Below are 22,787 nucleotides of genomic sequence, written 5' to 3' on the forward strand. Positions count from 1 at the left end.
CAAGGTCACCCATGATGAAAAAGTTGTTACCCACTTCAACTGCCGGCAGCTTGCCTAAACCTTCCTGGCTTGCACAACCTGAAACACTCTGGTCGCCCTGGAAGTTGCAAGAGGAAGAACTGCTTGAAGGCAAGCAGGACGCCTTGCGCTTGTCACTGCAAGAACAACAGCAAGCAGGCATTGATATCGTCAGTGATGGCGAGCAGACACGTCAGCACTTTGTCACGACGTTCATCGAACACCTCAGCGGCGTTGATTTTGCAAAACGTGAAACCGTCAGGATTCGTGATCGCTATGATGCGAGCGTCCCCACGGTGGTGGGGGCTGTCAGTCGCCAGAAGCCGGTTTTCGTGGAAGATGCCAAGTTTCTGCGCCAGCAGACCGAGCAACCCATAAAGTGGGCGCTGCCAGGCCCGATGACGATGATCGACACGCTTTATGACAGCCATTACAAAAGCCGCGAAAAACTGGCCTGGGAATTCGCCAAGATCCTCAACCAGGAAGCCAGGGAGCTGGAGGCGGCCGGCGTGGATATCATCCAGTTTGATGAGCCCGCCTTTAACGTCTTCTTCGATGAAGTGAATGACTGGGGAGTGGCCACCCTGGAAAGAGCCATTGAAGGTCTTAAATGCGAAACGGCGGTGCACATTTGCTATGGCTATGGCATCAAGGCCAATACGGACTGGAAAAAGACCCTGGGCTCAGAGTGGCGGCAATATGAAGAGGCGTTCCCCAAGCTGCAGAAATCCAGTATCGATATAGTCTCGCTGGAATGTCACAACTCTCATGTCCCAATGGATCTCATTGAACTCATCAGAGGCAAGAAGGTGATGGTCGGGGCCATTGATGTGGCCTCCAACACCATTGAAACACCCGAGGAAGTGGCCGACACCTTGCGCAAGGCATTGCAGTTCGTGGATGCCGACAAGCTCTATCCCTGCACCAACTGTGGCATGGCGCCCTTATCCCGTGGCGTGGCAAGGGGCAAGCTGAAGGCTTTGAGTGCCGGCGCAGAAATCATCCGAAGAGAACTCTCGAACCTGCGCTGAGCTAAAGCCGCAAGTGGTGTGCCAGAGGGGTGAAGCGGTGGATTGAAAAGCCGCCGCTTCACCCCTCTGCGCGCTGTCGGACAGTACCCAATATTCAGGACCCGCCATGTCACTTCCCAGTACGGCTATCGAGCCAATGCGCTTTCGCGAAGCGCTCGGGCACTACGCATCCGGCATCACGGTGATTACCTCACAGGTTGATGGCGAGCCGCTCGGCTTTACGTGCCAGTCGTTCTATAGCGTGTCGATGAGCCCGCCGCTGGTGTCATTCAGCGTCATGTCCAGCTCGGCCAGCTACCCCAAGATTCGTCAGGCGGGCCGCTTCATGGTCAATATCCTCTCAGGCGAGCAGGTCAGGATTTCCAACCAGTTCGCAAGCAAAGGCACGGACAAGTGGCAGGGAGTTCAATGGCAGGAATCGCCGCTGGGCAACCCGATCATTGCCGGCAGCCTGCACTGGCTCGATTGTGAAATTCATGCCGAACACGTCGCCGGTGACCACCTGATCGTGATCGGTGAAGTCAAGGCGCTGAACCTGCAGCAAGCGGCGGCTGCGCAGCCATTGCTGTATTTCAAAGGTCAATATTGCAACCTCGCGGCCCCGGGCGCAGTGTGAACCCTGGCCGGCACTCCTTCGCTGAGGGCCTGTTTCAGACAGCAAGGTTGCTTGTGAATCGCAGGGACGCTGGCGCCCCGCCTGCGCTCACTCTTGTACCGGAATCTGCCGCAACGGCTTGACCGACTTGAAGGAAAAGCTCGAATAGATCTCCTTCACCGCCGGCAGGGTCTGCAACACTTCACGGGCGAATTCGCCGAAGGATTCCAGGTCCTTGGCCAGTACTTCGAGGAGAAAGTCGTAGCGCCCGGAGACGTTGTGGCAGGCGATGATTTCCGGGATCTCCAGCAGCCTCTGCTCGAAGGCCCGGGCGGTGTCCTGGGAGTGGGATTCCATCATCACGCTGACAAAGGCGGTGACCCCATAGCCCAGCGCCTTCGGCGAGAGGATCGCCTGGTAACCGGTAATCACCCCGCTCTCTTCGAGAATCTTCACCCGGCGCCAGCACGGCGAGGTGGTCAAGGCGACGCTGTCCGCCAGCTCGGCATTGGTCAGCCGGGCGTTGTCTTGCAGGGCGATCAGCAGGGCTTTGTCGATACGGTCCAGATCGAGGGGCATGTCTTACCTTTTTATCTTATTTTTATGGTTATTTATTCCAATTATTCGGTTCTAAAGGGCCGATATTGGAAATTATTGCGCCGGATTTGAGCATAGCATTAGAGTAAATCCGGGAGCGTTCACCATGAACAATAAAAACAGTGACCTTGGTTTTTCCACCCGTGCCATCCATCACGGCTACAACCCCCAGGAGCATCAGGGCGCGCTGATCCCGCCGATCTACCTGACCTCCACCTTCACCTTCGCCACCGCCGAATATGGCGCCGGCTGTTTTGCCGGTGAAGAACCCGGCTACTTCTATACCCGCATCGGCAACCCGACCCTGGCGTTGCTGGAAGCGCGCATGGCCGCCCTGGAAAACGGCGAAGCGGCCGTGGCGTTCGGCTCCGGCATGGGGGCGATTGCCGCGACCTTGTGGACCCTGCTGCGCCCGGGCGACGAGGTCATCGTCGGCCAGACTTTGTACGGTTGCACCTTTGCCCTGCTACACCACGGCCTTGGCGAATTCGGCGTCAAGGTACGCCATGTCGACCTGACCGACCTGGGCGAGCTACGGGCGGCCATCGGCCCGGCCACGCGGATGATCTATTTCGAAACCCCGGCCAACCCCAACATGCAACTGGTGGACATCGCCGCCGTGGCCCAGGTGGCCCGCCAGCATCCCGGCCTGCTCGTGGCGGTGGACAACACCTACTGCACACCTTACCTGCAGCGCCCGCTGGAACTGGGCGCCGACCTGGTGCTGCACTCGGCCACCAAGTACCTCAGCGGCCATGGCGACATCACCGCCGGCATCGTGGTCACCGGCCAGGCCCTGGCCGAACGCATCCGCCTGCAGGGCCTGAAGGACCTGACCGGCGCGGTGCTCTCGCCCCAGGACGCTTTTCTCCTGATGCGCGGCCTCAAGACCCTGGCCCTGCGCATGGATCGCCATTGCGCCAACGCCCAGGCCGTCGCCCAGTTCCTCCAGGACCACCCCGCCGTGGCCTGGGTCGCCTACCCGGGGCTGGCATCCTTTGCCCAACACGCCCTGGCCGCAAGACAGATGAAGCTGCCCGGCGGCATGATCGCCTTCGAACTCAAGGGCGGGCTGGCCAGCGGGCGACGCTTCATGAACGCCCTGGGGCTGTTCAGCCGCGCGGTCAGCCTGGGGGATGCCGAATCCCTGGCCCAGCACCCGGCGAGCATGACCCATTCCACCTACACCCAGGAGGAACGGGCCGAACACGGCATCGCCGAGGGCCTGGTACGGCTGTCGGTGGGGCTGGAAGACATCGCCGACCTGCTGGCCGACATCGCCCAGGCCCTGGACGCCAGCGCCGAACCCGCGCGCCCCACCCTGGAGGCCGTGGGCCGGATCGGCAAGGCCCTGCCTTGAGCAGGATCAGCACATCTGGCGGCAAAGCCGACTACAACACCCTGCCGGCGCCCGGGCGCCGGCAGTCCAGGCAACACCCGCAACACCCGCAACACCCTTAGAACCGTAACCCACAGGAGTGGAACAACCCATGAGTCGTATCAATAACAAAGCCACCCAACTGCTCAGCGCCATGATCCTTGCCGGCCTGGCCTGCCATTCCATGGCAGCCGACAGCATCCGGATCGGCATCGCCGGGGCCAAGACCGGCCCGGTGGCGCAATACGGTGACATGCAGTTCAGCGGCGCGCGCATGGCCATCGAGCAGATCAACGCCAAGGGTGGCGTCGACGGCAAGCAACTGGTGGCCGTGGAATACGACGATGCCTGCGACCCCAAGCAAGCGGTCGCCGTGGCCAACAAGGTGGTCAACGACGGCGTCAAGTTCGTGGTCGGACACCTGTGCTCCAGCTCCACCCAGCCCGCGTCGGACATCTACGAAGACGAAGGCATCGTGATGATCACCCCGGCCGCCACCAGCCCAGAGCTGACCGCCCGTGGCTACAAGATGGTGTTCCGCACCATCGGCCTGGACAACGCCCAGGGCCCGGCGGCGGCACGCTACATCGCCCAGCTCAAGCCGACCAATGTGGCGGTGCTGCACGACAAGCAACAGTACGGCGAAGGCATTGCCAGCTCGGTCAAGGACATCCTCGGCAAGGAAGGCATCAAGGTGGCGATGTTCGAAGGCATCAACGTCGGCGAACGCGACTACTCCTCGATCCTGGCCAAGCTCAAGCAGGCCAATGTGGATTTCGTCTACTTCGGCGGCTACCACCCGGAAATGGGCCTGCTGTTGCGCCAGGCCAAGGAAAAGGGCCTGACCGCACGCTTCATGGGGCCTGAAGGCGTGGGCAACGACTCGATCTCGCAGATCGCCAAGGACGCTTCCGAAGGCATGCTGGTGACCCTGCCCAAGTCCTTCGACCAGGACCCGGCCAACAAGGCCCTGGTGGAGGCCTTCGAAGCCAAGAAGGAAAACCCCAGCGGCCCGTTCGTGCTGCCGTCCTACTCGGCCGTGGAAGTGATTGCCGGAGGCATCGCCGCAGCCAAGAGCGAAGACCCGGAAAAAGTCGCCGAGGCGATCCACAAGGGCACCTTCAAGACCCCTACCGGCGACCTGAGCTTCGACGAGAAAGGCGATCTCAAGGACTTCAAGTTCGTGGTCTATGAGTGGCACTACGGCAAGCCGAAAAGCGTAGCGGCGGAAAACGCCGGGCTCTAAGCCGGGCACCGGGTGCCGCCTGCCAGGGCAGCGGCGCCCTACCCGTTTCAGGTGCAAGGCCTGAAAGAAGCTCTGCCCAACGCTTGAACAACGCCTTTCAAGCCAGACTTAAAGCACTAATTCCCGAGTATTCTAGTTGGGAACAACTTAAAGAACAGGTAACAACAAGGACCGCTTCGGGTAACACTTTCCAAAGCCTCTGCTTATACTCCAGAACCCTCCCCGTGGAAGCGGCCCATGCTTCCCGCCCAGGAAGATCGTTAGCCTGCCTTGTTTTCTTCTGAACTTTTGACTGCCGTCTTCCGCTCAACTAGAGATCGTGATGAAAGGGCCTGAAAAGCCCGAACTAGAGGACTTTCGCGAGCAGCGCAATAACCCCCGCCCACCCGCCGCAAGCCAGCATTCGATATGCCTCAAGGCCTGTATCTTTAGTGCCAAGCCGCTAGGCATGAGGCTTACCGCGCTGCGCTTATGCAGCAACTAAAACGTTAAAGCACAAGACTGTGACGCGCATCGAATGTTACCGATCAAGATGAACTTAATGTTACCGACCAAGTAAAAAAAGATAAGCCGCAAACCCACTAACACCGGGAAGTAGTTCCTCTTTTTTCATGGATAGAAATACTGTTTGCTAACTAAATTCGATTTTGTATATCGTGCGCAACATCAAATTGCCAGCTGCGGAAAGTACTTCTGCCAGGCCTTTTTTCAAGGAGCGAAGAACATGGAACCCTTTCTCGGCGAGATTCGTCTGTTCCCTTGGGCCTGGGCCCCACAAGGCTGGCTTTTGTGTCAGGGCCAGGTGCTGGCGGTAAACGACTACATGGCGCTGGCAACACTGCTCGGCAACCGTTACGGCGGCGACGGCCGAACCACCTTCGGCCTGCCGGACCTGCGAGGCCGGGCAGCACTGGGGGAGAATCTCGGTGCTTCGACCGCCCCTTTGCTGGATCTGCGGGAGCTGGCCAGCATGGACGGAACCGAACTGGTCGCGCTGAATGCCAGCAACCTGGCAACCCACAGCCATATCGCCAACGTCTCAACCGCAGCAGGTGTCGCCGGGCCGGCGGGCAATATTCCCGCCATCAGTTCGAACTCCAAAGGCGCTGTCTCGAGATCCACCTATGTAGCCTTCGGCGATACAAGTCACGTGACGCTCAACATCACCACGGTGGTGAGCCCTCCCGGCCTTCCGATGTTGAACATCCAGCCGTCGATCGGCGGCAACTTCTGCATTGCCATCACTGGTACCTACCCACCTCGGTAAGCAAACGCCCACAGCCTAACGACTAAGGAAAGCAATATGTCTGATGCATACCTCGGAGAGATCCGTATGTTTGCCGGCAACTTCGCCCCCAAGGGCTGGGCCTTGTGCAATGGCACCGAGTTGCCGGTCAAGGGCAACGACGCCCTGTTCAGCTTGATCGGCAGTACCTATGGCGGCGATGGCCGGAACACCTTCAAGCTCCCGGACTACCGCGGCAGAACCCCTGTCGGTCAGGGCAGCGGACCGGGCTTGTCTAGCTGGTCCCTGGCCGAGAGGGCGGGCGTCGAGCAGATCACTCTCACAGCAGAGAACACGCCACCGCATATTCATGGATTCCAGGTCAGTGCCAACGAGGCGGCATCCGCCGTGCCGGTTGCCATCACCCCACCGATCAATAGCCTGAGTTTCGGCAAGTTCAAGCGGGTAAGCCCGACAGACAGCGTCACCGGGCTTTACAGCAAGGGAACCAACAATTCCACAATGGTCAGCTTGAACCCGAGTTTTCTCAGCCCGGCCCTGGGCGTGGCCAATAAATCGGTCGCCCCCCACAGCAACATGATGGGGTCCCTGGTGATCAACTACATCATCTGCATGACGGGCCTCTACCCATCGAAGCCCTAGTCCCTCTTTTTTCAGGAACGATCGACCATGGATGCTTTTACTGGTGAAATTCGGCTTTTTCCCTTCAACTTCGCCCCTGTGGACTGGGCCGTCTGCGACGGTCGACTGTTGCTCGTGAATGAGTATCAAGCGCTCTATTCAGTGATCGCCAACATTTATGGTGGCAGTAACGGGATCAACTTCAATCTGCCCGATCTCCGCGGCCGCGTCGCCATAGGTGAGGGTCAGGCCCCCACCCTGAGCATGCGCACCCTGGGCCAGAAACTGGGCGGCGATAAGACCATCTTGAAACCGGAAAACTTCGCCCCCCACACCCATCAGGTATTGGCCCAGGATGGTAGCGACAACGCCATGGCCCTGGACCTAGCCGATAACACGGCCTACCTGGCACAACCACGGGGGATTCGCTTGTACAACGCCAGAGTGCAGGCCACTGGCGGGCCCAGCCTGCACCCCGATACGGTGGCCCCTGCCGGGATGGACACCGCCAAGGCCGAGTCGCAGCGTTATGCGATGCAACCCTTTCTGACGCTGCGCTATTGCATCTGCCTGAACGGCGAGTATCCACAAAGGTGGTGATAAGCCCAGCCTGCGCCCCCCTCCTGCAAGCGGTGCTGCCGGTCGGTGGCGCTCTGCGCCTGCAGAACACCACCGACCAGGCCTTCCTGCGGGAGTTGTTCGTGTCTCGCCGCTGGGCCGAGGTCCGTGCCGTACCCGGCTGGAGCGACGCCCAGCGCCACGCATTCCTGCACAGCCAAGCCGAGCTGCAACGCCAGCACTATGAGCGGCACTACCCGGGGGCACAGTGGCTGATCATCGAACAGGCCGGCGAAGCAATCGGCCGCCTGTGCCTGCATCGGCAAGCCACTGACCTGCGCGTCGTCGATATCGCCCTGCTGCCTCACTGCCAGGGCCTGGGCCTGGGCAGCGCATTGCTGCGGGAAATCCTGACCGAAGCCGATACCCAGGGCCACTCTTGTAGCCTGAGCGTCGAACTCGGCAGCCGGGCCCAGGGCCTGTACCAGCGCCTAGGGTTTCTGGCCGGTGACGAAAACGGCCTGTATGTGCAAATGCGGCGCCCGGCACGGCAATTGCCTCGGGAGGAGCTGGACAACCCCTGAAAGCCCGGATGACGGCTGTAGGCAGGTCTCGCGGAACGGCGACCTGAATTTTACCCTTTGACCTTGACTCATTTAACGCTGGATGCGGCCGCGACAAAGCTGATCGCAAATGGCAGGGAGCCTTTATGAAAACATCGCGCAGTAGTTTCCACGGTTCGCTGGCACGTTCGCTGGTCCTGCTTTTTCTGCTTTTGAGCCTGCCAACGGCCGCCATGGCGCTGCTGCCGCCCCCCGTGATCACAAGTCCGGGGACGGGCACCACGCTGCCATCGGTCACGGTGGGCCAGTCGATGAGTATCCAGATCCTTTCCAGCGGCGGTGAAATGCCCCTGGATAAGTGGTACCAGTGTGATATCGACGATCCAGACGATACGGCCCCCTGCCTGCCACCGGGGCTGATCCTCGATGCCTCACCCAACAGTCCGACCACCACGCTGCATGGTGCACCTACCATCGCCGGCAACTACACCTTCAACATTTCCCTGAATGACGGCAGAAACCAGGCCGGGGTCGCCACCTATACCCTGGAGGTTACCGGCGCGGCGACCCCGACCCTGACCTCGGTTGCCCCCAACTCCGGCAGCACCGCTGGCGCCACCGCCGTCACCCTCACCGGCAGCAATTTTACCGGCGCCACCTCGGTCAGCTTCGGCGGCACGGCGGCCCCCAGTTATACCGTAAACAACGCCACGACCATCACGGCCACCACACCGGCTCATGCCGCGGGCGCAGTGAACGTAACGATCATCACCCCTGGCGGCAGCGCGACCCTGACCAATGGCTATACCTACGCCGTGCCCGCCCCCACAGTCGGCCCGGTCAGCGCCACGGTGGCCGCCAACAGCAGCGCCAACTCGATCACTCTGAGCCTCAGTGGCGGCGCCGCCACCAGCGTCGCCGTGGCCAGCGCCGCCAGCCATGGGACTGCCACCGCCAGCGGCACCAGCATCAGCTACACCCCCGCCGCCGGTTTCTCCGGCACCGACAGCTTCACCTATACCGCCACCAACGCCAGCGGCACTTCCAGCCCGGCTACGGTGACCATCACCGTCACCCCGCCCACCCTGGCGATAACACCGACGACTCTGCCCAACGGCACTCAAAGCACGGCCTACAGCCAGACCCTGAGCACCTCCGCGGGCACCGCCCCCTACAGCTACGCGATCACTGCCGGCAGCCTGCCGGCCGGCATGAGCCTGAACACCAGCACCGGTACACTCAGCGGCACCCCCACTGCCGGTGGTGCCTTCAACCTGACCATCACCGCCACCGACGCCTACAGCGCCACCGGCTCTCGCGCCTACACCTTGTTGATCAACGGCCTGCCACCAGTTGCCAACGCACTGAGCACCACGGTCGCGGCCAACAGCAGCGCCAACACGATTCCCTTGAACATCACCGGTGGTGCCGCCACCAGCGTCGCCGTGGCCAGCGCCCCCAGCCATGGCAGCGCCACGGCCAGCGGCACCAGCATCAGCTACACGCCTGCCGCCGGTTTCTCCGGTGCCGACAGTTTCACCTACACCGCCACCAACGCCAGCGGCACTTCCAGCCCGGCCACGGTGAGCATCACCGTCGGTGCCCCGAGCATCACCCTGAGCCCCGGCTCCCTGAGCAACGGCACCGCCGGCACGCCCTATAGCGCAACCCTCAACGCCACCGGCGGCGCTGTGCCCTACAGCTACAGCATCACATCCGGCAGCCTGCCGACCGGCCTCAGCCTGAACACCGGCACCGGTGCGATCAGCGGCATACCGAGCGCCGCTGGCACCTCCAACCTGACCATCACCGCCACCGATACCAACGGCGCCACCGGGTCCCAGGCCTACTCGATCACCATCAATATTCAGGCACCGGTTGCCAGCGCCGGCAGCGCCACGGTCGCGGCCAACAGCAGCGCCAACCCGATCCCTCTGAGCCTCAGTGGCGGCGCCGCCACCAGCGTCGCCGTGGCCAGCGCCGCCAGCCATGGGACTGCCACGGCCAGCGGCACCAGCATCAGCTACACCCCCGCCGCCGGTTTCTCCGGCGCCGACAGTTTCACCTACACCGCCACCAACGCCAGCGGCACTTCCAGCCCGGCCACGGTGAGCATTACCGTCAGTGCCCCGAGCATCACCCTGAGCCCCGGCTCCCTGAGCAACGGCACTGCCGGCACGCCCTATAGCTCAACCCTCAGCGCCACCGGCGGCACTGTGCCCTACAGCTACAGCATCACATCCGGCAGCCTGCCGACCGGCCTCAGCCTGAACACCGGCACCGGTGCGATCAGCGGCATACCAAGCGCCGCTGGCACCTTCAACCTGACCATCACCGCCACCGATACCAACGGCGCCACCGGGTCCCAGGCCTACTCGATCACCATCAATATTCAGGCACCGGTTGCCAGCGCCGTCAGCGCCACGGTCGCGGCCAACAGCAGCGCCAACCCGATCCCTCTGAGCCTCAGTGGCGGCGCCGCCACCAGCGTCGCCGTGGCCAGCGCCGCCAGCCACGGTACTGCCACGGCCAGCGGCACCAGCATCAGTTACACTCCCACCGCCGGTTTCTCCGGCGCTGACAGCTTCACCTACACCGCCACCAACGCCAGCGGCACTTCCAGCCCGGCCACGGTGACCATCACCGTCAGCGCGCCCAGCCTGGTACTGACCCCGGCGTCCCTGGGGGCCGGCACGGCAGGCAGCCCCTACAGCGCAACTCTCAGCGCCACCGGTGGCACCGTTCCCTACAGCTACAGCATCACCAGCGGTAGCCTGCCGGCGGGCCTGAGCCTGAACACCGCCAGCGGCCTGATCAGCGGTACGCCGACTACCAGCGGCAGCAGCAACCTGGTCATCACCGCCACCGATGCCAACGGTGCCACGGGCTCACAGGCCTATTCGATCACCATCGCTGCCGTGGCGATCACCGTGCCCGCCTCCAGCCAGATCCTCGCAGCGGGCCAGTCGGCCACCGTCGACCTGACCCAGGGCGCCACCGGCGGCCCGTTCACCCACGCCACCCTGGGCACGGTGACCCCGGCCTCGGCCGGCCGGGCGATGATGATGGGCCCCTTCTCGATGCGCTTCGTGCCATCGGCGGCCTTCGCCGGTACGGCGGTCGTCAGCTTCGGCCTGCACAACCTCAGCGGCTCCAGCGCCTCCAGCACCATGAGCTTCATCATCCAGACCCGTGCGGACCCGACCAGGGACGCCGAGGTCATCGGCCTGCTCAACGCCCAGACCCGCGCCGCGGAACGCTTTGCCAGTACCCAGATGGACAACTTCAACCAGCGTATGGAGCAGTTGCACCAGATGCGCTGCGACCGCAATTCGTTCAACGCCAGTTTGCGCAAGGACGGCAGCAACGTACCGCTGGGCGAGGTCGCCAAGGTGATCAAGGAACAACTGGGAGATTCGGCCAACCAGACCGAGCAGGAAAAACGCGAGGCCGCCGCTGCCGCGCAGGACAACTGCAAGCAGGATGACCTGGCGTTCTGGAGCGACGGTTTCGTCAACACCGGCTCGACCCACGCCCGTGGCGCCCAGGGCAACAGTTTCACCACCCTGGGCCTGAGCGCCGGCGTCGACTATCGGCTGTCGCCCACGCTGATCGCCGGGGTCGGGATCGGCTACGGCAACGACCGCAGCGAGATCGGCAGCAACAAGACCCGCAGCGATGCGGACGCCATCGGCATCGCCACCTACCTGAGCCTGAACCTGGCGCCCCAGGTGTTTGTCGACGGCCTGCTGGGCTACAACCGCATCAGCTTCGACTCGCGTCGCTACATCACGGGCAGCAACGACGACTATGCCCGAGGCTCGCGCGATGCCGACCAGTTGTTCGCCTCGCTGACCGCCAGCTACGAGTACCGCCAGGGGCCACTGTCGCTGACCCCCTACAGCCGCTTGAACGCCAGCGTCACACGCCTGGACGCCTTCAGTGAAAAAGGCGGAGGCATCTACGGGCTTTCCTATGACGAGCAAAACCAGCAGAACTTCACTTCCTACCTGGGCCTGCGCACCGGTTACGACCTGATGACCCGGGTCGGCGTGGTCACCCCCAAGGTCGGCCTGGCCTGGGGTCACAACTTCAGTAGCAGCAGCGACTACAAGATGCGCTATACCGACCAGGGCGATGAAGGCCAGCTCTACCGGCTCAAGCCCGACGCCCTGGACCGCGACTTCGCCAGCCTGGACATGGGTGTTGACTTCAACCTCGGGCGTGCCTGGCAAATGGGCTTCTCCTATAAGACCGCGCTGGGTTCGGATGAACGCAACGACAGCCTGCGCATCGGTTTGAACGGGAAGTTCTAGAGGCTGACCACAGGCTAACGCCCCATCACCGGGGCATGCAGAAGGAAATGCTTCCCCTGCCGAGTGACAGGCAAAAAAAACCGCCGCAGCCAGGCTGCGGCGGGTGATGCCACTCAAGGGGGGCGGGTCTGTGTCGCGCTTAGCTGCTCGGCAGGGTACCGGCCTCGATTTCCCCGGCGGTGCGTTCCACTGCGCGGCGGGTCTTGTCCACCAGCTCGTCAATGTCGCCACGGCTGGCCACCAGGGCCGGGGCCATGATCATCCGCCCGAAGGTCGAGCGAATGATCACCCCCTCTTCGAAGCCCAGGGTGCGGCAGCGCCAGGCGATGTCGTTCTCGTTGGCGAAACGCTTGCGGCTGGCCTTGTCCTCGGCGAACTGCAACGCCGCCACCAGCCCGGTGCCCTGGATCTCGCCGATCAGCGGGTGGTTGCCGAACACTTCCCGCAGGCACTGCTGCAGGTAGGGGCCGGTATCGTTCTTGACCTGGCTCACCACCCCTTCATCGCGCAGGGCCTTGAGGTTGGCGATGGCCACGGCCGCTGCCACCGGGTGCCCGGAATAGGTCAGGCCGTGGGCGAACACCCCGCCCTGCTCCACCAGTACCTGGGCAATGCGCTTGCTCAGCACCAGGCCGCCCATGGGGATGTAGCCGGAGGTCAGGCCCTTGGCGATGGACAGGGTGTCGGGCTCGAAACCGAAATGCTGGTGGGCGAACCATTCGCCGGTGCGACCGAAACCACCGATCACTTCGTCGGCACACAGCAGCACGTCGTACTGGCGGCAGATGCGCTGGATTTGTGGCCAGTAGCTTTCCGGCGGGAAGATCATGCCGCCCGCGCCCTGGAACGGCTCGGCGATGAAACCGGCGACGTTCTCGGCCCCCAGTTCGAGGATCTTCTCCTCCAGCTGGCGGGCGCAGCGCAAGCCGAACTCGGCGGGTGTCAGGTTGCCTTCGTGGGCGAACCAGTAAGGCTCGTCGATATGCGCCACGTCCGGGATCAACCCGCCCATGTCATGCATGAACTTCATTCCGCCCAGGGCCGTGGCCGCCAGGGTCGAGCCGTGGTAACCGTTCCAGCGGCCGATCATCACCTTCTTCTGCGGCTGGCCGAGGATCTGCCAGTAGCGGCGCACGCTGCGGATCAGCACCTCGTTGGCCTCGGAACCGGAGTTGGTGTAGATGGCGTGGCTGTAGTGCCCGGGCAGCAGGCTGAACAGCAACTCGGACAGCTCCACCACCGCCGGGTGGGTGGTGTGGAAGAACATGTTGTAGTACGGCAATTGCTCCAGCTGGGCGCTGGCGGCAGCGGCCAGGTCCTTGCGGCCATAGCCCAGGTTGGTGCACCACAGGCCGGACATGCCGTCCAGGTAGCGCTTGCCGTCGTTGTCCCACAGGTGCAGCCCCTCACCACGGACGATCACCCGCGGGCCCTCGGCGTTCAGCGCCTTCTGGTCGAGGAAGGCATGGATATGGTGCGCGGCGTCGGCGGCCTGGTAATCCCGGGTGCTGCGGGGCGCGGCCGGCTGCGGCTGTTGGTTGGAGGTGCTCATGGTCATTCTCCTGCACGGTAGGCGGGTTCAAGGGAAGGTTGGGTTGCCAGGGTCGGTTCGCCGGGCAGCAGCGGTTCGGGAACGAACAGCGGCTTGCGCATCACCAGCTTGATCCAGACCACGGCGATCAGCGAAATCACCCCCAGCACCACGCCGGCACTGCCGAAGATCCGCGCGGTCATCTCGGGGGATGGGGAAACGTGGTAGATCGCAAACAGCATGCCGACGATACCCAGCACCTGGGGCCAGGGGTAGAACGGCGAGCGGAACGGCCGTGGCGCATCGGGGTAGCGGCGGCGCAGGGCGATCACGTCGATGTGCACGACGATATAGGCCAGCAGCCACGCCAGGGCGGCGGCCAACAGCAGCAGGCTGATGGAATCCGGGTCCTGGCCCAGCAGCAGGATCGGCAGCCCGGTCAGCGCCGCCACGAACAGCACCGCCACCCAGGGCGTACGGCCACGGGGGCTCAAGCGCTTGAACTGGGGAAAGGCCTGGCCGTTCTGGGCCATGCCGTAGAGCATCCGCGGCAGCGCCGCCAGGGACGAGTTGACCGTGCTGCAGGTGGCAGTGATCACCGCCCCCACCAGAAACAGCTTGCCGGCCTCGCCGAACACCGTGGTGGCGAACAGGAAATGCGGCAGCGGATCGCTGGCCAGTTGCGCCCGCGGCACACAGAGCAAGGCACCCAGGCAATAGAGGGTAATCACCAGGAAGATCACGCTCAGGCCGATGATCATCGAACGCGGGATATTGCGCTCCGGGTTGCGGGTTTCCTCCACCAGCGGGCAGACGAACTCGGCACCGACAAAGCCCCAGATGGCCATGGCCGCCAGCGCCAGGGCGCCGACTTGCAAGGGGTTCCAGCCCTGGTCCAGGGGCAGTTGCAGGTCGGCCTGGGCACTGCTCACGGCGCCCAGGCCCAGGGTCAGCAGGATCACCACCATCACCACCGCCAGCACCGTCTGCAGCTTGGCGAAGACGTCGATGCCCAACAGGTTGAGCAAGGTGAACACCCCGAGTACCCCATAGGCCACCAGCATCGGCGGCAACGCGCCGGGGTAGACCTTGCCGATGATCAGGTCCAGAAGCAGCAGCTCGGCGGACAGGGCGAACATCGCCACCACCATGTAGCCGGAGAAGGTCGCGAGGATCGCCGGGAAATGCCCGATGGCCACCTCGGTGTAGCTGCTCAGGCTGCCGGCCCGGGGCACCATCAGCGCCAGTTCGGAAAACGACAGGGCATAGGTCAGGGCCAGCAGGTAGGCCAGCAGCAGCGGGATGAAGAAGCCCAGCCCGGCCATCCCCGCCCCTTGCAGCATCAGCACCATCACCCCCTGGGACACCACCAGGCCGACAGCCACCGAGACCAGTGAACCCAGGCCCAGGACCCGGCGCAGGCCGCCCTTGCTGGTGGGGCTCAAGGCCCCCGTGGAGAGATTTGCAGTCATGGCACGCACTCCGTTCTTATTGTTGTTGTGGGCCTGCCGCCGGGGCGGCAGGTGCAGCGGCGCCAGCCCGGCGCCGCAGAGGGTTCACAGCGCTCAGCGCAGCTGGAACCAGGTGGTTTTCAGTTGGGTGTACTTGTCGAAGGCATGCAGCGACAGGTCGCGACCGAACCCCGACTGCCGGCCACCGCCAAACGGCACGGTGACGTCCAGGGCATCCACGGTATTGACCGACACCGTGCCGGCCCGCAAGCACCCGGCGACCCGGTGGGCGCGGTTGAGGTCGTCGCTCCACAGCGAGGCGGCCAGGCCGTAGACGCTGTCATTGGCCAGCGCAATGGCCTGTTCCTCGTCGTCGAACGGCGTCACCGCCAGCACCGGGCCGAACACTTCTTCCCGGGCGATGGCCATCGCCGGGCCCACGCCGGTGAGGATGGTCGGCTCGATGTAGTTGTCGCTGCCATCGATGCTCAGTTGCCGGCCGCCACAGGCCAGCTGCGCGCCCTGCTCCAGGGCCGCCGCGATATGCCCCATGACGCTGGCGGTCTGGCGCGCGTCGACCATGGCCCCGGCACGGCTGGCCGGGTCCAGCGGGTTGCCCGGCCGCCAGTCCCGGGCCTTGGCCTTGAGGCGTTCCACAAACTCTTCATGGATGCTGCGCTGCACCAGCAGCCGCGAGTTGGCGGAACACACCTCGCCCTGGTTGAAGAAAATGCCGAAGGCGGCCTTCTCTGCGGCCAGGTCCAGGTCCTGGCAGTCGTCGAACACCAGGTTCGGGCTCTTGCCCCCGCATTCGAGCCAGACCTGCTTGAGGTTGGACTGCGCCGAATACTGCATGAAGAACTTGCCCACCTCGGTGGAGCCGGTGAACACCAGGCAATCCACGTCCGGGTGCAGGCCCAGGGCCCTTCCGGCTTCGCTGCCCAGGCCCGGCACCACGTTGAGCACGCCTTCCGGCAAACCGGCCTCCAGGGCCAGTTCGGCCAGGCGCAGCGCCGAGAACGGCGACTGCTCGGCGGGCTTGAGCACCACCGAGTTGCCCACCGCCAGGGCCGGCGCCAGCTTCCAGGCGGCCATGTCCAGGGGAAAGTTCCAGGGCACCACCGCGCCGATCACCCCCAGGGGCACGCGGCTGATGCTGGCGTGGCTGTTGCGGGCGCCGGGGGCCACCTGATCGTAGAGCTTGTCGATGCTTTCGGCGTACCAGGCGAAGACATTGGCCGCGCCGGGCACGTCGATGTTCCAGGCGTCCATCACCGGCTTGCCCATGTTCAGGCTGTCCAGCAGGGCCAGTTCCTCGCGGTGGGCCAGCATCAGTTCGGCCAGGCGCAGCAGGACCTTCTTGCGCTCCACCGGGGCCATGCGCGCCCAGGGCCCGTGCTCGAAGGCCCGGCGCGCGGCGGCCACCGCCAGGTCCACCTCGGCTGCGCCACAGGCGCTGACCCGGGCCAGCACCTGGCGGGTGGCCGGGTTGATGGTATCGAAGGTAGCGCCGGATTCGGCGGACAACCGCTGGCCGCCGATCAGCGCCTGGTCAATGAATGTTTGTCGGGCAGCCCGCTGCTGCCAGTAACCGAGATCGAACACGCTGCATTCCCTCATCGGCCGTTGCGACGGCCTGCTGGTTATTGGGTCCAGAGCGATGGTGCGTCACAGCGGGCCAGAGGAAAAATACTAAAAATATGTTCGAGTCCCATGAAAAAGCTCTGCAACCAGACGGCCTGGCGCCCCACGCAAAACGCCGCCATCCGGAGGTCCGGATGGCGGCGAATGGGCACTGTCTCACGGCGAGGGAGCCTGGGTGGAGCGCATCCGGTTCAGGCCGGGTGCTCCAGCCAGTCGCCCAGGCGCAACAACAGGGCGTCGCAGGCGTGCAGTTGCTCAAGGCTGATGAACTCGTCGGGCTTGTGGCCCTGGTCCATGCTGCCCGGGCCGCAGACCACCGTGGGAATCCCGGCCTGGTGGAACAGCCCGCCCTCGGTGCCGAAGGCCACGGTGCCGAACTCCCGCGAGCCGCTGAGCAGCGCCAGCAGTTCGGCGGCCTCGCTGTCGGCAGCGGTGGCCAGCCCCGGGTAGGCACTCAGAGGTTGCAGGGCGATCCCGGTGTCGGCCTGCACCGCCTGCATCTGCGGCAGCAGCTGGTCCCGGGCATAGCCTTGCAACTGGTCCACCACTGCCTGGGCGTCATAGCCCGGCAGGGTGCGCACTTCGAAATCGAACTGGCACTCGGCCGGCACAATGTTCAGGGCCCGACCGCCCTGGATGGTGCCGGTCTGCACCGTGGAGAACGGCGGATCGAAACGTGGGTCGTGGTGCTCGGGTTGCGCCAAGCGGCTGCCGATCTCCCCCAGCTTGCCGATCAGCCGCGCCGCGTACTCGATGGCATTGACCCCATAGGGCGCATAGGCGGAATGGCAGGCCGCGCCGCGCACCTGGCAGCGCATGGCCAGCTTGCCCTTGTGGCCGAGCACCGGGCGCAGCTCGGTGGGCTCGCCGATCAGGCACAGCAGCGGTTTGTGCGGCCGCTGCTGCATTCGCTCAAGCATCGGCCGCACCCCCAGGCACCCCACCTCCTCGTCATAGGAAAAGGCCAGGTGCACCGGCAGCCGCAAGCGGCGCCGGGTCAGGCCCGGCACCGCAGCCAGCACCGAGGCGATGAAACCTTTCATGTCGGCGGTACCGCGGCCGTACAGGCGCCCTTCGCGCTCGCTGAGGACAAAGGGCTCGACGCTCCAGGCCTGGCCGTCCACCGGCACCACGTCGGTGTGGCCGGACAGCACCACACCGCCACGATCCTCGGGGCCGATGCTGGCAAACAGGTTGGCCTTGGTCCGCTCCGGGTTGTAGATCAGCTCGCTGTGCACGCCATGGCTGGCCAGGTAATCGCGGATGAAGCCGATCAGCTCCAGGTTGGAGTCGCGGCTGACCGTGGCAAAGCCCACCAGCCGCGCCAACAACTCGCGGCTCGATTGTTCACTCATTGCCCGGCACTCCGTAGCTGGGCGCCGCCGTCGGGTCCAGGGCGCGGGTCAGGTAGTCCTGCATCTGCGGCCGGTAGGCCTGCCACAGGCCGGCGAGCTGGCCGATGGGGTCGGCGTCGGCCCAGTCCACCCGCAAGTCGACGATGGGCCAGGTCAGGTCGTCCACCACGCTCAGCGCCGCCGAATGCACCGGCCCCGCCTCGCCCCCCGCCGCCATCGCTGCCTGCATCGCCGCCAGCAGGCGCTCCACCAGCATGCCCGGGGTGTTTTCAAAGGCCTGGACCATGGCCTCGATCACCTGCGGGCCTGCCAGCAGGTTGCCGGCCGCCACGCACTGCTCCCCCGCCACCGCGTTGTGCTGGCCCAGGGCTTCCTGGCCGCTGAACAACGCGGTGCGGCCCTGGCTGTCGATCACCGTGACCTGGCGATACTGGCTCCAGCCGTTGCTGCCCAGGGCCCGGTCCAGGGCGCTGGCCGGGTCGAGCTTCTGGCCCTCCAGCAGGTCGAGGATCTGCGGGCCCAGGGCCGGCAAGGTGACGTTCTGGGTCGCCACCGCGCCCACTCCGGCCCGCACCCAGGGGCAGCGCGCGCCCACGGCGATGCTGGAAGAACTGATGGCGATGCCCAGCTGGCCGGTTTCGGCGCAGCGTCCAACGATGGAAAAAGTCATGCAAACTCCCTGGCCCACAGGGCCTTGTGGCAAGCGCGGCACAAAGCCGCCGGAACCTTCGGCAACCCCCTCACTCGGGGATCACCGCGATCACGTCGATCTCCATCAGCCACTGCGGCTGGCCGAGGGCCGAGACCACCAGCCCGGTGGAGATCGGGAACACCCCCTTGAGCCACTTGCCTACCTCCTGGTAGACCGGCTCGCGGTAGCGCGGGTCGGTGAGGTAGGTGGTGGTCTTGACGATGTGGCTCAGATCGCTGCCGGCCTCTTCCAGCAGTTGCTTGACGTTTTTCATCGCCTGCTCGGCCTGGGCCCGCGGGTCGCCGAGGCCGACCAGCCGGCCGTCGAAGTCGGTGCCGACCTGGCCGCGCACATACACCGTGTTGCCGGCGCGCACGGCCTGGCACAGGTCGTTGTCCAGGGACTGGTTGGGGTAGGTGTCCTTGGTGTTGAACATGCGGATGCGAGTATGAGTAGGCATCAGTGGGCTCCCACGGGGCTGAGGTTGAGGGCCGGTGCTTCGGCGGTAGCCGCCGGCGGGCGGGCATCGCTGTAGGCCTGGTACTTGCGCTGAGTGGCGATGTGGTCGGCGACATGCTTGGCGTCGTGCCACACCCCCCAGATAAACGACGAGCCACGGCGCGACAGCCAGGGCAGGCCGAGGAAGTAGACCCCCGGCTCGCGGGACACGCCGCGCTGGTGCAGGGGCTTGCCCTGTTCGCTGAAGGTGTCGACCTGCAGCCAGGAAAAGTCCACGGCGTAGCCGGTGGCCCAGATGATCGAGGTGATGCCGGCCTGTTGCAGGTCGAGTTCGAGGATCGGCTGCTTGACGCAGTCCGGGTCCGGCAGGCGCCGGCGGGCTTCGGGCTCCAGGGGCAGGTCGAGGCCGTTGCGGGCGATGTAGGCATCCGCCGCGTCCAGCAATGCCAGGTAGTTCTCGTCGCCCCGGGCCAGGTTGTCCAGCAGGTCGGCCTGGAAGGTCACGTGCTCGCCGGCAAAGGCCTTGGTCAGCCCCACCAGGGTGATGCCCTGGTGCGCCAGGGCGCGGAAGTCGATGGTCTGGCCGCCGCGGGCGCCGCTGACGGCAATGGTCACGTGCTCGCGCCCCGGCTTGGCGATCTCGGCGTCCCACTCTCCCAGCACCCCGAGCCACCAACAGAAATCCCGGTTGCGATAGGAGCGCGGTGGCCGGTCGTGGGCCCCCACCGACAGGTAGACCCGGCGCCCCGCACGCTGCAGCTCATCGGCGATCTGCACCCCGGACGACCCCGCGCCCACCACCAGCACCGCGCCCTCGGGCAGTTGCTGCGGGTTGCGGTATTCGGCGGAGTGGATCTGCGTCAGCCGGTCATTGGCCGGGGCAATCGGCGGGATCACCGGACGCTGGAACGGCCCGGTGGCGGCCACCACCCGTTGGGCCTGGATCAGCCCCTCGGAGGTTTCCACGGTGAAGCCCGGGCGGCCGACATTGCGCAGTACCTTGCGCACTTCCACGCCGGTGCGGATCGGCGCATTGAACTTGCGCGCATAGGCTTCGAAATAGTCCGCCACCTGGTCCTTGGCCGGGAAGGCATCGGCGGCGACATCGAATTCCATCCCGGGAAAGCGGTCGTGCCAGGCCGGCCCGTTGGCCACCAGGGAATCCCAGCGCCCGGTGCGCCAGGCCTCGGCCACCCGGCTGCGCTCCAGCACCAGGTGCGGCACCCCGAGCTTGCTCAGGTGCTCGCTCATGGCCACGCCGGCCTGGCCTGCGCCCACCACCAGGGTGTCCACTTGTATGGGTTGTTCTAAGGTCATATCTGTGTCCTTCTGCGAGACGAATGGCGCCAGCCGGAAGGCTGGGCGCACGCTGTTCAGAACCCGGGGGTAAGTCGGATGCCACAGATGGTGCGACAGACGCCTGCGAAGGAAAAATATTAAAAATGTGCTCGCTGGATAAGAAAAAGCGAGGCAGCGCGCGAGCATGCGAAGCGTGCAACTTCACAACACCGGCGCTGCATCGCAAGCACTCGGGCCCGCGGCCTGGAGCCCAGGCTCAGCTTCGCTCACTGACAAAGGTGTAGCGGCTCAAAGCCTCGGCCAGTCGCGAGGTTTCATCTGTGCAGCGATAGCTCGCCACCAGGCCTTGCCTGGCGCTCTGCACCACCCTCACCTCTTGCAGCTCGATGGCCAGCAAGGCGGCTTCCTGGCGTATGACTGTCTCGATTTCAGCCATGACCAGCGCGGGCTTGAAAATCTTGCCCACTCCGGTGACGGGTAGCGCGTCGGCCAGGATGATCGCCTTGGGCACCGCTGCGCGCTCGCTGATATGCCGCGTCGCGTAGTCCAGCAACTGGGCGCTGCTGATGGCACTCCCGGCGCGCACCTGCACATAGGCCACCGGTACTTCCCCGGCATGCGCGTCGGGCCGGCCCACCGCTGCACACAACGCCACATCGGGGTGCGTGGCCAGCACCTCCTCGATGTATTTGGGCTCAATGTTGTGCCCCCCGCGGATGATCAGTTCCTTCTTGCGCCCGGTGAGCCAGAAGTAACCTTCGCCATCGCAGCGCCCAAGGTCCCCGGTGTTGAACCAGCGCTGTTCGGACACACCGTCGAGGGCGACAGTATCGAACCACGCCCCCTGATCATGGGCGCTGTCCAGATAGCCGATGAAGACATTGGGACCGCTGATGCAGATCGCCCCCACCTCATCGACTTGCGCATCACGCAACCAGGCACCTCGCTCATCGAGGATCATCACCCGCATGTCCTGCCAGGGTAGGCGCAGGCCGACCGAGCCAATGCGCGACTCACCGCGCGCCGGATTGACCGACGACGCGCAAGTGCCCTCGGTCAAGCCATAGCCTTCGAGAATGCGCTGGCCTGTCTGTTGCTCGAACTTGCGCAGCAAGTCCCTGGGCATCGGCGCCGCGCCGCAGATCGCCACCGTCAGCGAGCTTGTGTCATGCCCCGCGCAGGGCACCTGCAACAGCCCGGCGTAGACCGTGGGCACAGCTGAATAGCTGCTGACCTGATGGGTTTCGACTATCTCCCAGAACCGCGGCATGAATCCCGGCGTGCGAAACCCCGCCGGTGGTGCCAGCAGCACATGACCGCCCTGGGCAAATGCCGCCAGGCCACAACCGATCAGCGCATTGACGTGAAACAGCGGTAACGCGGTCAGCACGGTGCGTCCTGGCCGCAGGACCGGCGCGCCGATCACCGCATCCAGTTGCCCGCAGAAGATCACTTCATTGCGCTGGCTGTGACGGGCAATTTTCGGCAAGCCGGTGGTGCCGCCGGTGCAATAGTAGGCCGCCACGTCGTTCAGGCCCGGCGGGGCAAACCGCAGGCGCTCGCCTGGCTCGAGGGCCAGTTCGGCGAAAAAATCCAGGACCGGCACCCCGGCCACTTCCGCGGGCAGCGGCGCGCTCTGCCCATGGCCCGGCAGGTGCCGCATCGGGTCGACAGCCAATACGCCTTGCAGGCCGGGCAAGCGGGCAATCGCGCCCTCGACCCGCTGCCAGATCTGCGCATCCGGCTCGGGGCCTACCGTGACTATCCAGCGGACCTTGGCCGTCGCCAGCAGCTCGGCCATCTGCGTGCCGTCCAGCAAGACGTTGACCGCAAAGGCGATACCCGCGGTCTGCGCACCCCACATGGCGATATGGGTTTGCGGCAAGTTCGGCAGGATCAGCGCAACCACGTCGCCCCGCCGTACCCCCAAGCGCTCGAACAGGTTGGCTGCGCGAGTGATGTCCGCCAGCAGTTGGGCGTATGTCCAGCGCACCGGCCGCGCATGATCCTCGACCCGCAGAAAGAAGCTCAGGGCCGGGGCCTGTGGCCATTGGCTCGCGCTGCGTTCGATCAACGCATAGGTGTTGTTGATATCGGCAAAGGGCTGAGGCCCCGCCTCGATCTGCAGAACGTCCTGATAGTCGCAAAGCATTTCCAAGACCTCGAATCATGAATTTTCTTGACTTGA

18 protein-coding genes are annotated in these 22,787 nt (G+C 64.6%); 9 read left to right on the forward strand and 9 right to left on the reverse strand.

From position 1 onward, the window contains the following. The first annotated feature begins 14 nt into the window (after window positions 1–14). Together KI242_RS18425 and KI242_RS18430 are read left to right on the forward strand one after the other, a co-directional pair. Window positions 15–1,049 (forward strand): methionine synthase, encoded by a 1,035-nt coding sequence (locus KI242_RS18425; protein WP_212805415.1) that lies wholly within the window; start codon window positions 15–17, stop codon window positions 1,047–1,049. Window positions 1,050–1,155: 106 nt separating this feature from the next. Further along, on the forward strand, window positions 1,156–1,665 hold the full coding sequence (locus tag KI242_RS18430; RefSeq protein ID WP_011061792.1) for a flavin reductase family protein: 510 nt from the start codon (window positions 1,156–1,158) through the stop codon (window positions 1,663–1,665). Window positions 1,666–1,752: 87 nt separating this feature from the next. Here the strand turns inward: KI242_RS18430 and KI242_RS18435 are convergent, their stop codons facing one another. Further along, window positions 1,753–2,223, reverse strand: a complete 471-nt coding sequence (locus KI242_RS18435; protein WP_011061793.1) for an Lrp/AsnC family transcriptional regulator — start codon at window positions 2,221–2,223, stop codon at window positions 1,753–1,755. A 124-nt stretch (window positions 2,224–2,347) separates the two neighbouring features. Between KI242_RS18435 and KI242_RS18440 the strand changes: the two genes are divergently transcribed. The 7 genes from KI242_RS18440 (at window position 2,348) to KI242_RS18470 (ending at window position 12,169) form a co-directional block, all read left to right on the forward strand. Continuing rightward, window positions 2,348–3,601 (forward strand): methionine gamma-lyase, encoded by a 1,254-nt coding sequence (locus KI242_RS18440; RefSeq protein ID WP_015635977.1) that lies wholly within the window; start codon window positions 2,348–2,350, stop codon window positions 3,599–3,601. A 130-nt stretch (window positions 3,602–3,731) separates the two neighbouring features. Continuing rightward, a complete protein-coding gene (locus tag KI242_RS18445; RefSeq protein WP_011061795.1) occupies window positions 3,732–4,865 on the forward strand; it encodes a branched-chain amino acid ABC transporter substrate-binding protein in 1,134 nt (377 codons plus the stop codon). 724 nt (window positions 4,866–5,589) lie between these two features. After that, entirely contained in the window at window positions 5,590–6,132 is a 543-nt protein-coding gene (locus tag KI242_RS18450; protein WP_015635978.1) for a tail fiber protein, read from the forward strand. Window positions 6,133–6,168: 36 nt separating this feature from the next. Then, window positions 6,169–6,753: a tail fiber protein gene (locus KI242_RS18455; RefSeq protein WP_015635979.1), complete on the forward strand. Its 585-nt coding sequence runs from the start codon at window positions 6,169–6,171 to the stop codon at window positions 6,751–6,753. 27 nt (window positions 6,754–6,780) lie between these two features. Beyond that, complete coding sequence (locus KI242_RS18460; protein WP_015635980.1) at window positions 6,781–7,332, forward strand: tail fiber protein; 552 nt, start codon at window positions 6,781–6,783, stop codon at window positions 7,330–7,332. After that, the gene (locus tag KI242_RS18465; protein ID WP_015635981.1) at window positions 7,326–7,874 is read left to right on the forward strand and encodes a GNAT family N-acetyltransferase; all 549 of its coding nucleotides are present in this window, start codon (window positions 7,326–7,328) and stop codon (window positions 7,872–7,874) included. The genes KI242_RS18460 and KI242_RS18465 overlap by 7 nt, the downstream gene beginning before the upstream one ends. 290 nt (window positions 7,875–8,164) lie before the next feature. Next, complete coding sequence (locus KI242_RS18470; protein WP_244868135.1) at window positions 8,165–12,169, forward strand: putative Ig domain-containing protein; 4,005 nt, start codon at window positions 8,165–8,167, stop codon at window positions 12,167–12,169. A 139-nt stretch (window positions 12,170–12,308) separates the two neighbouring features. On the opposite strand, the gene KI242_RS18475 is transcribed toward KI242_RS18470, so the two are convergent. From KI242_RS18475 to KI242_RS18510, 8 genes are all read right to left on the reverse strand, one after another. Further along, window positions 12,309–13,721, reverse strand: a complete 1,413-nt coding sequence (locus tag KI242_RS18475) for an aspartate aminotransferase family protein (protein ID WP_053159162.1) — start codon at window positions 13,719–13,721, stop codon at window positions 12,309–12,311. A gap of 2 nt (window positions 13,722–13,723) precedes the next feature. Next, on the reverse strand, window positions 13,724–15,172 hold the full coding sequence (locus tag KI242_RS18480; protein WP_011061802.1) for an APC family permease: 1,449 nt from the start codon (window positions 15,170–15,172) through the stop codon (window positions 13,724–13,726). Between the two features lie 93 nt (window positions 15,173–15,265). Further along, a complete protein-coding gene (locus tag KI242_RS18485) occupies window positions 15,266–16,756 on the reverse strand; it encodes an aldehyde dehydrogenase (protein ID WP_053159164.1) in 1,491 nt (496 codons plus the stop codon). A 230-nt stretch (window positions 16,757–16,986) separates the two neighbouring features. Next, entirely contained in the window at window positions 16,987–18,150 is a 1,164-nt protein-coding gene (gene argE / locus KI242_RS18490; protein WP_011061804.1) for an acetylornithine deacetylase, read from the reverse strand. Beyond that, window positions 18,143–18,820 carry a DUF1028 domain-containing protein gene (locus KI242_RS18495; protein WP_011061805.1) on the reverse strand — a complete coding sequence of 226 codons (678 nt, stop codon included), beginning with the start codon at window positions 18,818–18,820 and terminating at the stop codon, window positions 18,143–18,145. Before KI242_RS18495 ends, argE begins: the two co-directional genes overlap by 8 nt. A 70-nt stretch (window positions 18,821–18,890) precedes the next feature. Next, on the reverse strand, window positions 18,891–19,301 hold the full coding sequence (locus KI242_RS18500; protein WP_011061806.1) for a RidA family protein: 411 nt from the start codon (window positions 19,299–19,301) through the stop codon (window positions 18,891–18,893). Beyond that, window positions 19,301–20,617 carry an NAD(P)/FAD-dependent oxidoreductase gene (locus tag KI242_RS18505; RefSeq protein WP_053152333.1) on the reverse strand — a complete coding sequence of 439 codons (1,317 nt, stop codon included), beginning with the start codon at window positions 20,615–20,617 and terminating at the stop codon, window positions 19,301–19,303. The genes KI242_RS18500 and KI242_RS18505 overlap by 1 nt, the downstream gene beginning before the upstream one ends. A 238-nt stretch (window positions 20,618–20,855) precedes the next feature. Further along, entirely contained in the window at window positions 20,856–22,751 is a 1,896-nt protein-coding gene (locus tag KI242_RS18510) for an acyl-CoA synthetase (RefSeq protein ID WP_015635986.1), read from the reverse strand. Window positions 22,752–22,787 lie beyond the last annotated feature (36 nt).

Origin of the sequence: Pseudomonas sp. Eqa60 (genome assembly GCF_018326405.1) — a bacterium.
In the GTDB taxonomy this organism is placed as follows: domain Bacteria; phylum Pseudomonadota; class Gammaproteobacteria; order Pseudomonadales; family Pseudomonadaceae; genus Aquipseudomonas; species Aquipseudomonas protegens.

Bases quoted from the DNA above. Each gene is read 5' to 3' on its own strand.
- KI242_RS18455 (WP_015635979.1), top strand. From the start codon at position 6,169: ATGTCTGATGCATACCTCGGAGAGATCCGTATGTTTGCCGGCAACTTC.
- KI242_RS18450 (WP_015635978.1), top strand. From the start codon at position 5,590: ATGGAACCCTTTCTCGGCGAGATTCGTCTGTTCCCTTGGGCCTGGGCC.
- KI242_RS18430 (WP_011061792.1), top strand. From the start codon at position 1,156: ATGTCACTTCCCAGTACGGCTATCGAGCCAATGCGCTTTCGCGAAGCG.
- KI242_RS18435 (WP_011061793.1), bottom strand. From the start codon at position 2,223: ATGCCCCTCGATCTGGACCGTATCGACAAAGCCCTGCTGATCGCCCTG.
- KI242_RS18495 (WP_011061805.1), bottom strand. From the start codon at position 18,820: ATGACTTTTTCCATCGTTGGACGCTGCGCCGAAACCGGCCAGCTGGGC.
- argE (WP_011061804.1), bottom strand. From the start codon at position 18,150: ATGAGTGAACAATCGAGCCGCGAGTTGTTGGCGCGGCTGGTGGGCTTT.
- KI242_RS18445 (WP_011061795.1), top strand. From the start codon at position 3,732: ATGAGTCGTATCAATAACAAAGCCACCCAACTGCTCAGCGCCATGATC.
- KI242_RS18480 (WP_011061802.1), bottom strand. From the start codon at position 15,172: ATGACTGCAAATCTCTCCACGGGGGCCTTGAGCCCCACCAGCAAGGGC.
- KI242_RS18500 (WP_011061806.1), bottom strand. From the start codon at position 19,301: ATGCCTACTCATACTCGCATCCGCATGTTCAACACCAAGGACACCTAC.
- KI242_RS18425 (WP_212805415.1), top strand. From the start codon at position 15: ATGAAAAAGTTGTTACCCACTTCAACTGCCGGCAGCTTGCCTAAACCT.
- KI242_RS18505 (WP_053152333.1), bottom strand. From the start codon at position 20,617: ATGACCTTAGAACAACCCATACAAGTGGACACCCTGGTGGTGGGCGCA.
- KI242_RS18510 (WP_015635986.1), bottom strand. From the start codon at position 22,751: ATGCTTTGCGACTATCAGGACGTTCTGCAGATCGAGGCGGGGCCTCAG.
- KI242_RS18475 (WP_053159162.1), bottom strand. From the start codon at position 13,721: ATGAGCACCTCCAACCAACAGCCGCAGCCGGCCGCGCCCCGCAGCACC.
- KI242_RS18460 (WP_015635980.1), top strand. From the start codon at position 6,781: ATGGATGCTTTTACTGGTGAAATTCGGCTTTTTCCCTTCAACTTCGCC.
- KI242_RS18440 (WP_015635977.1), top strand. From the start codon at position 2,348: ATGAACAATAAAAACAGTGACCTTGGTTTTTCCACCCGTGCCATCCAT.
- KI242_RS18470 (WP_244868135.1), top strand. From the start codon at position 8,165: ATGAGTATCCAGATCCTTTCCAGCGGCGGTGAAATGCCCCTGGATAAG.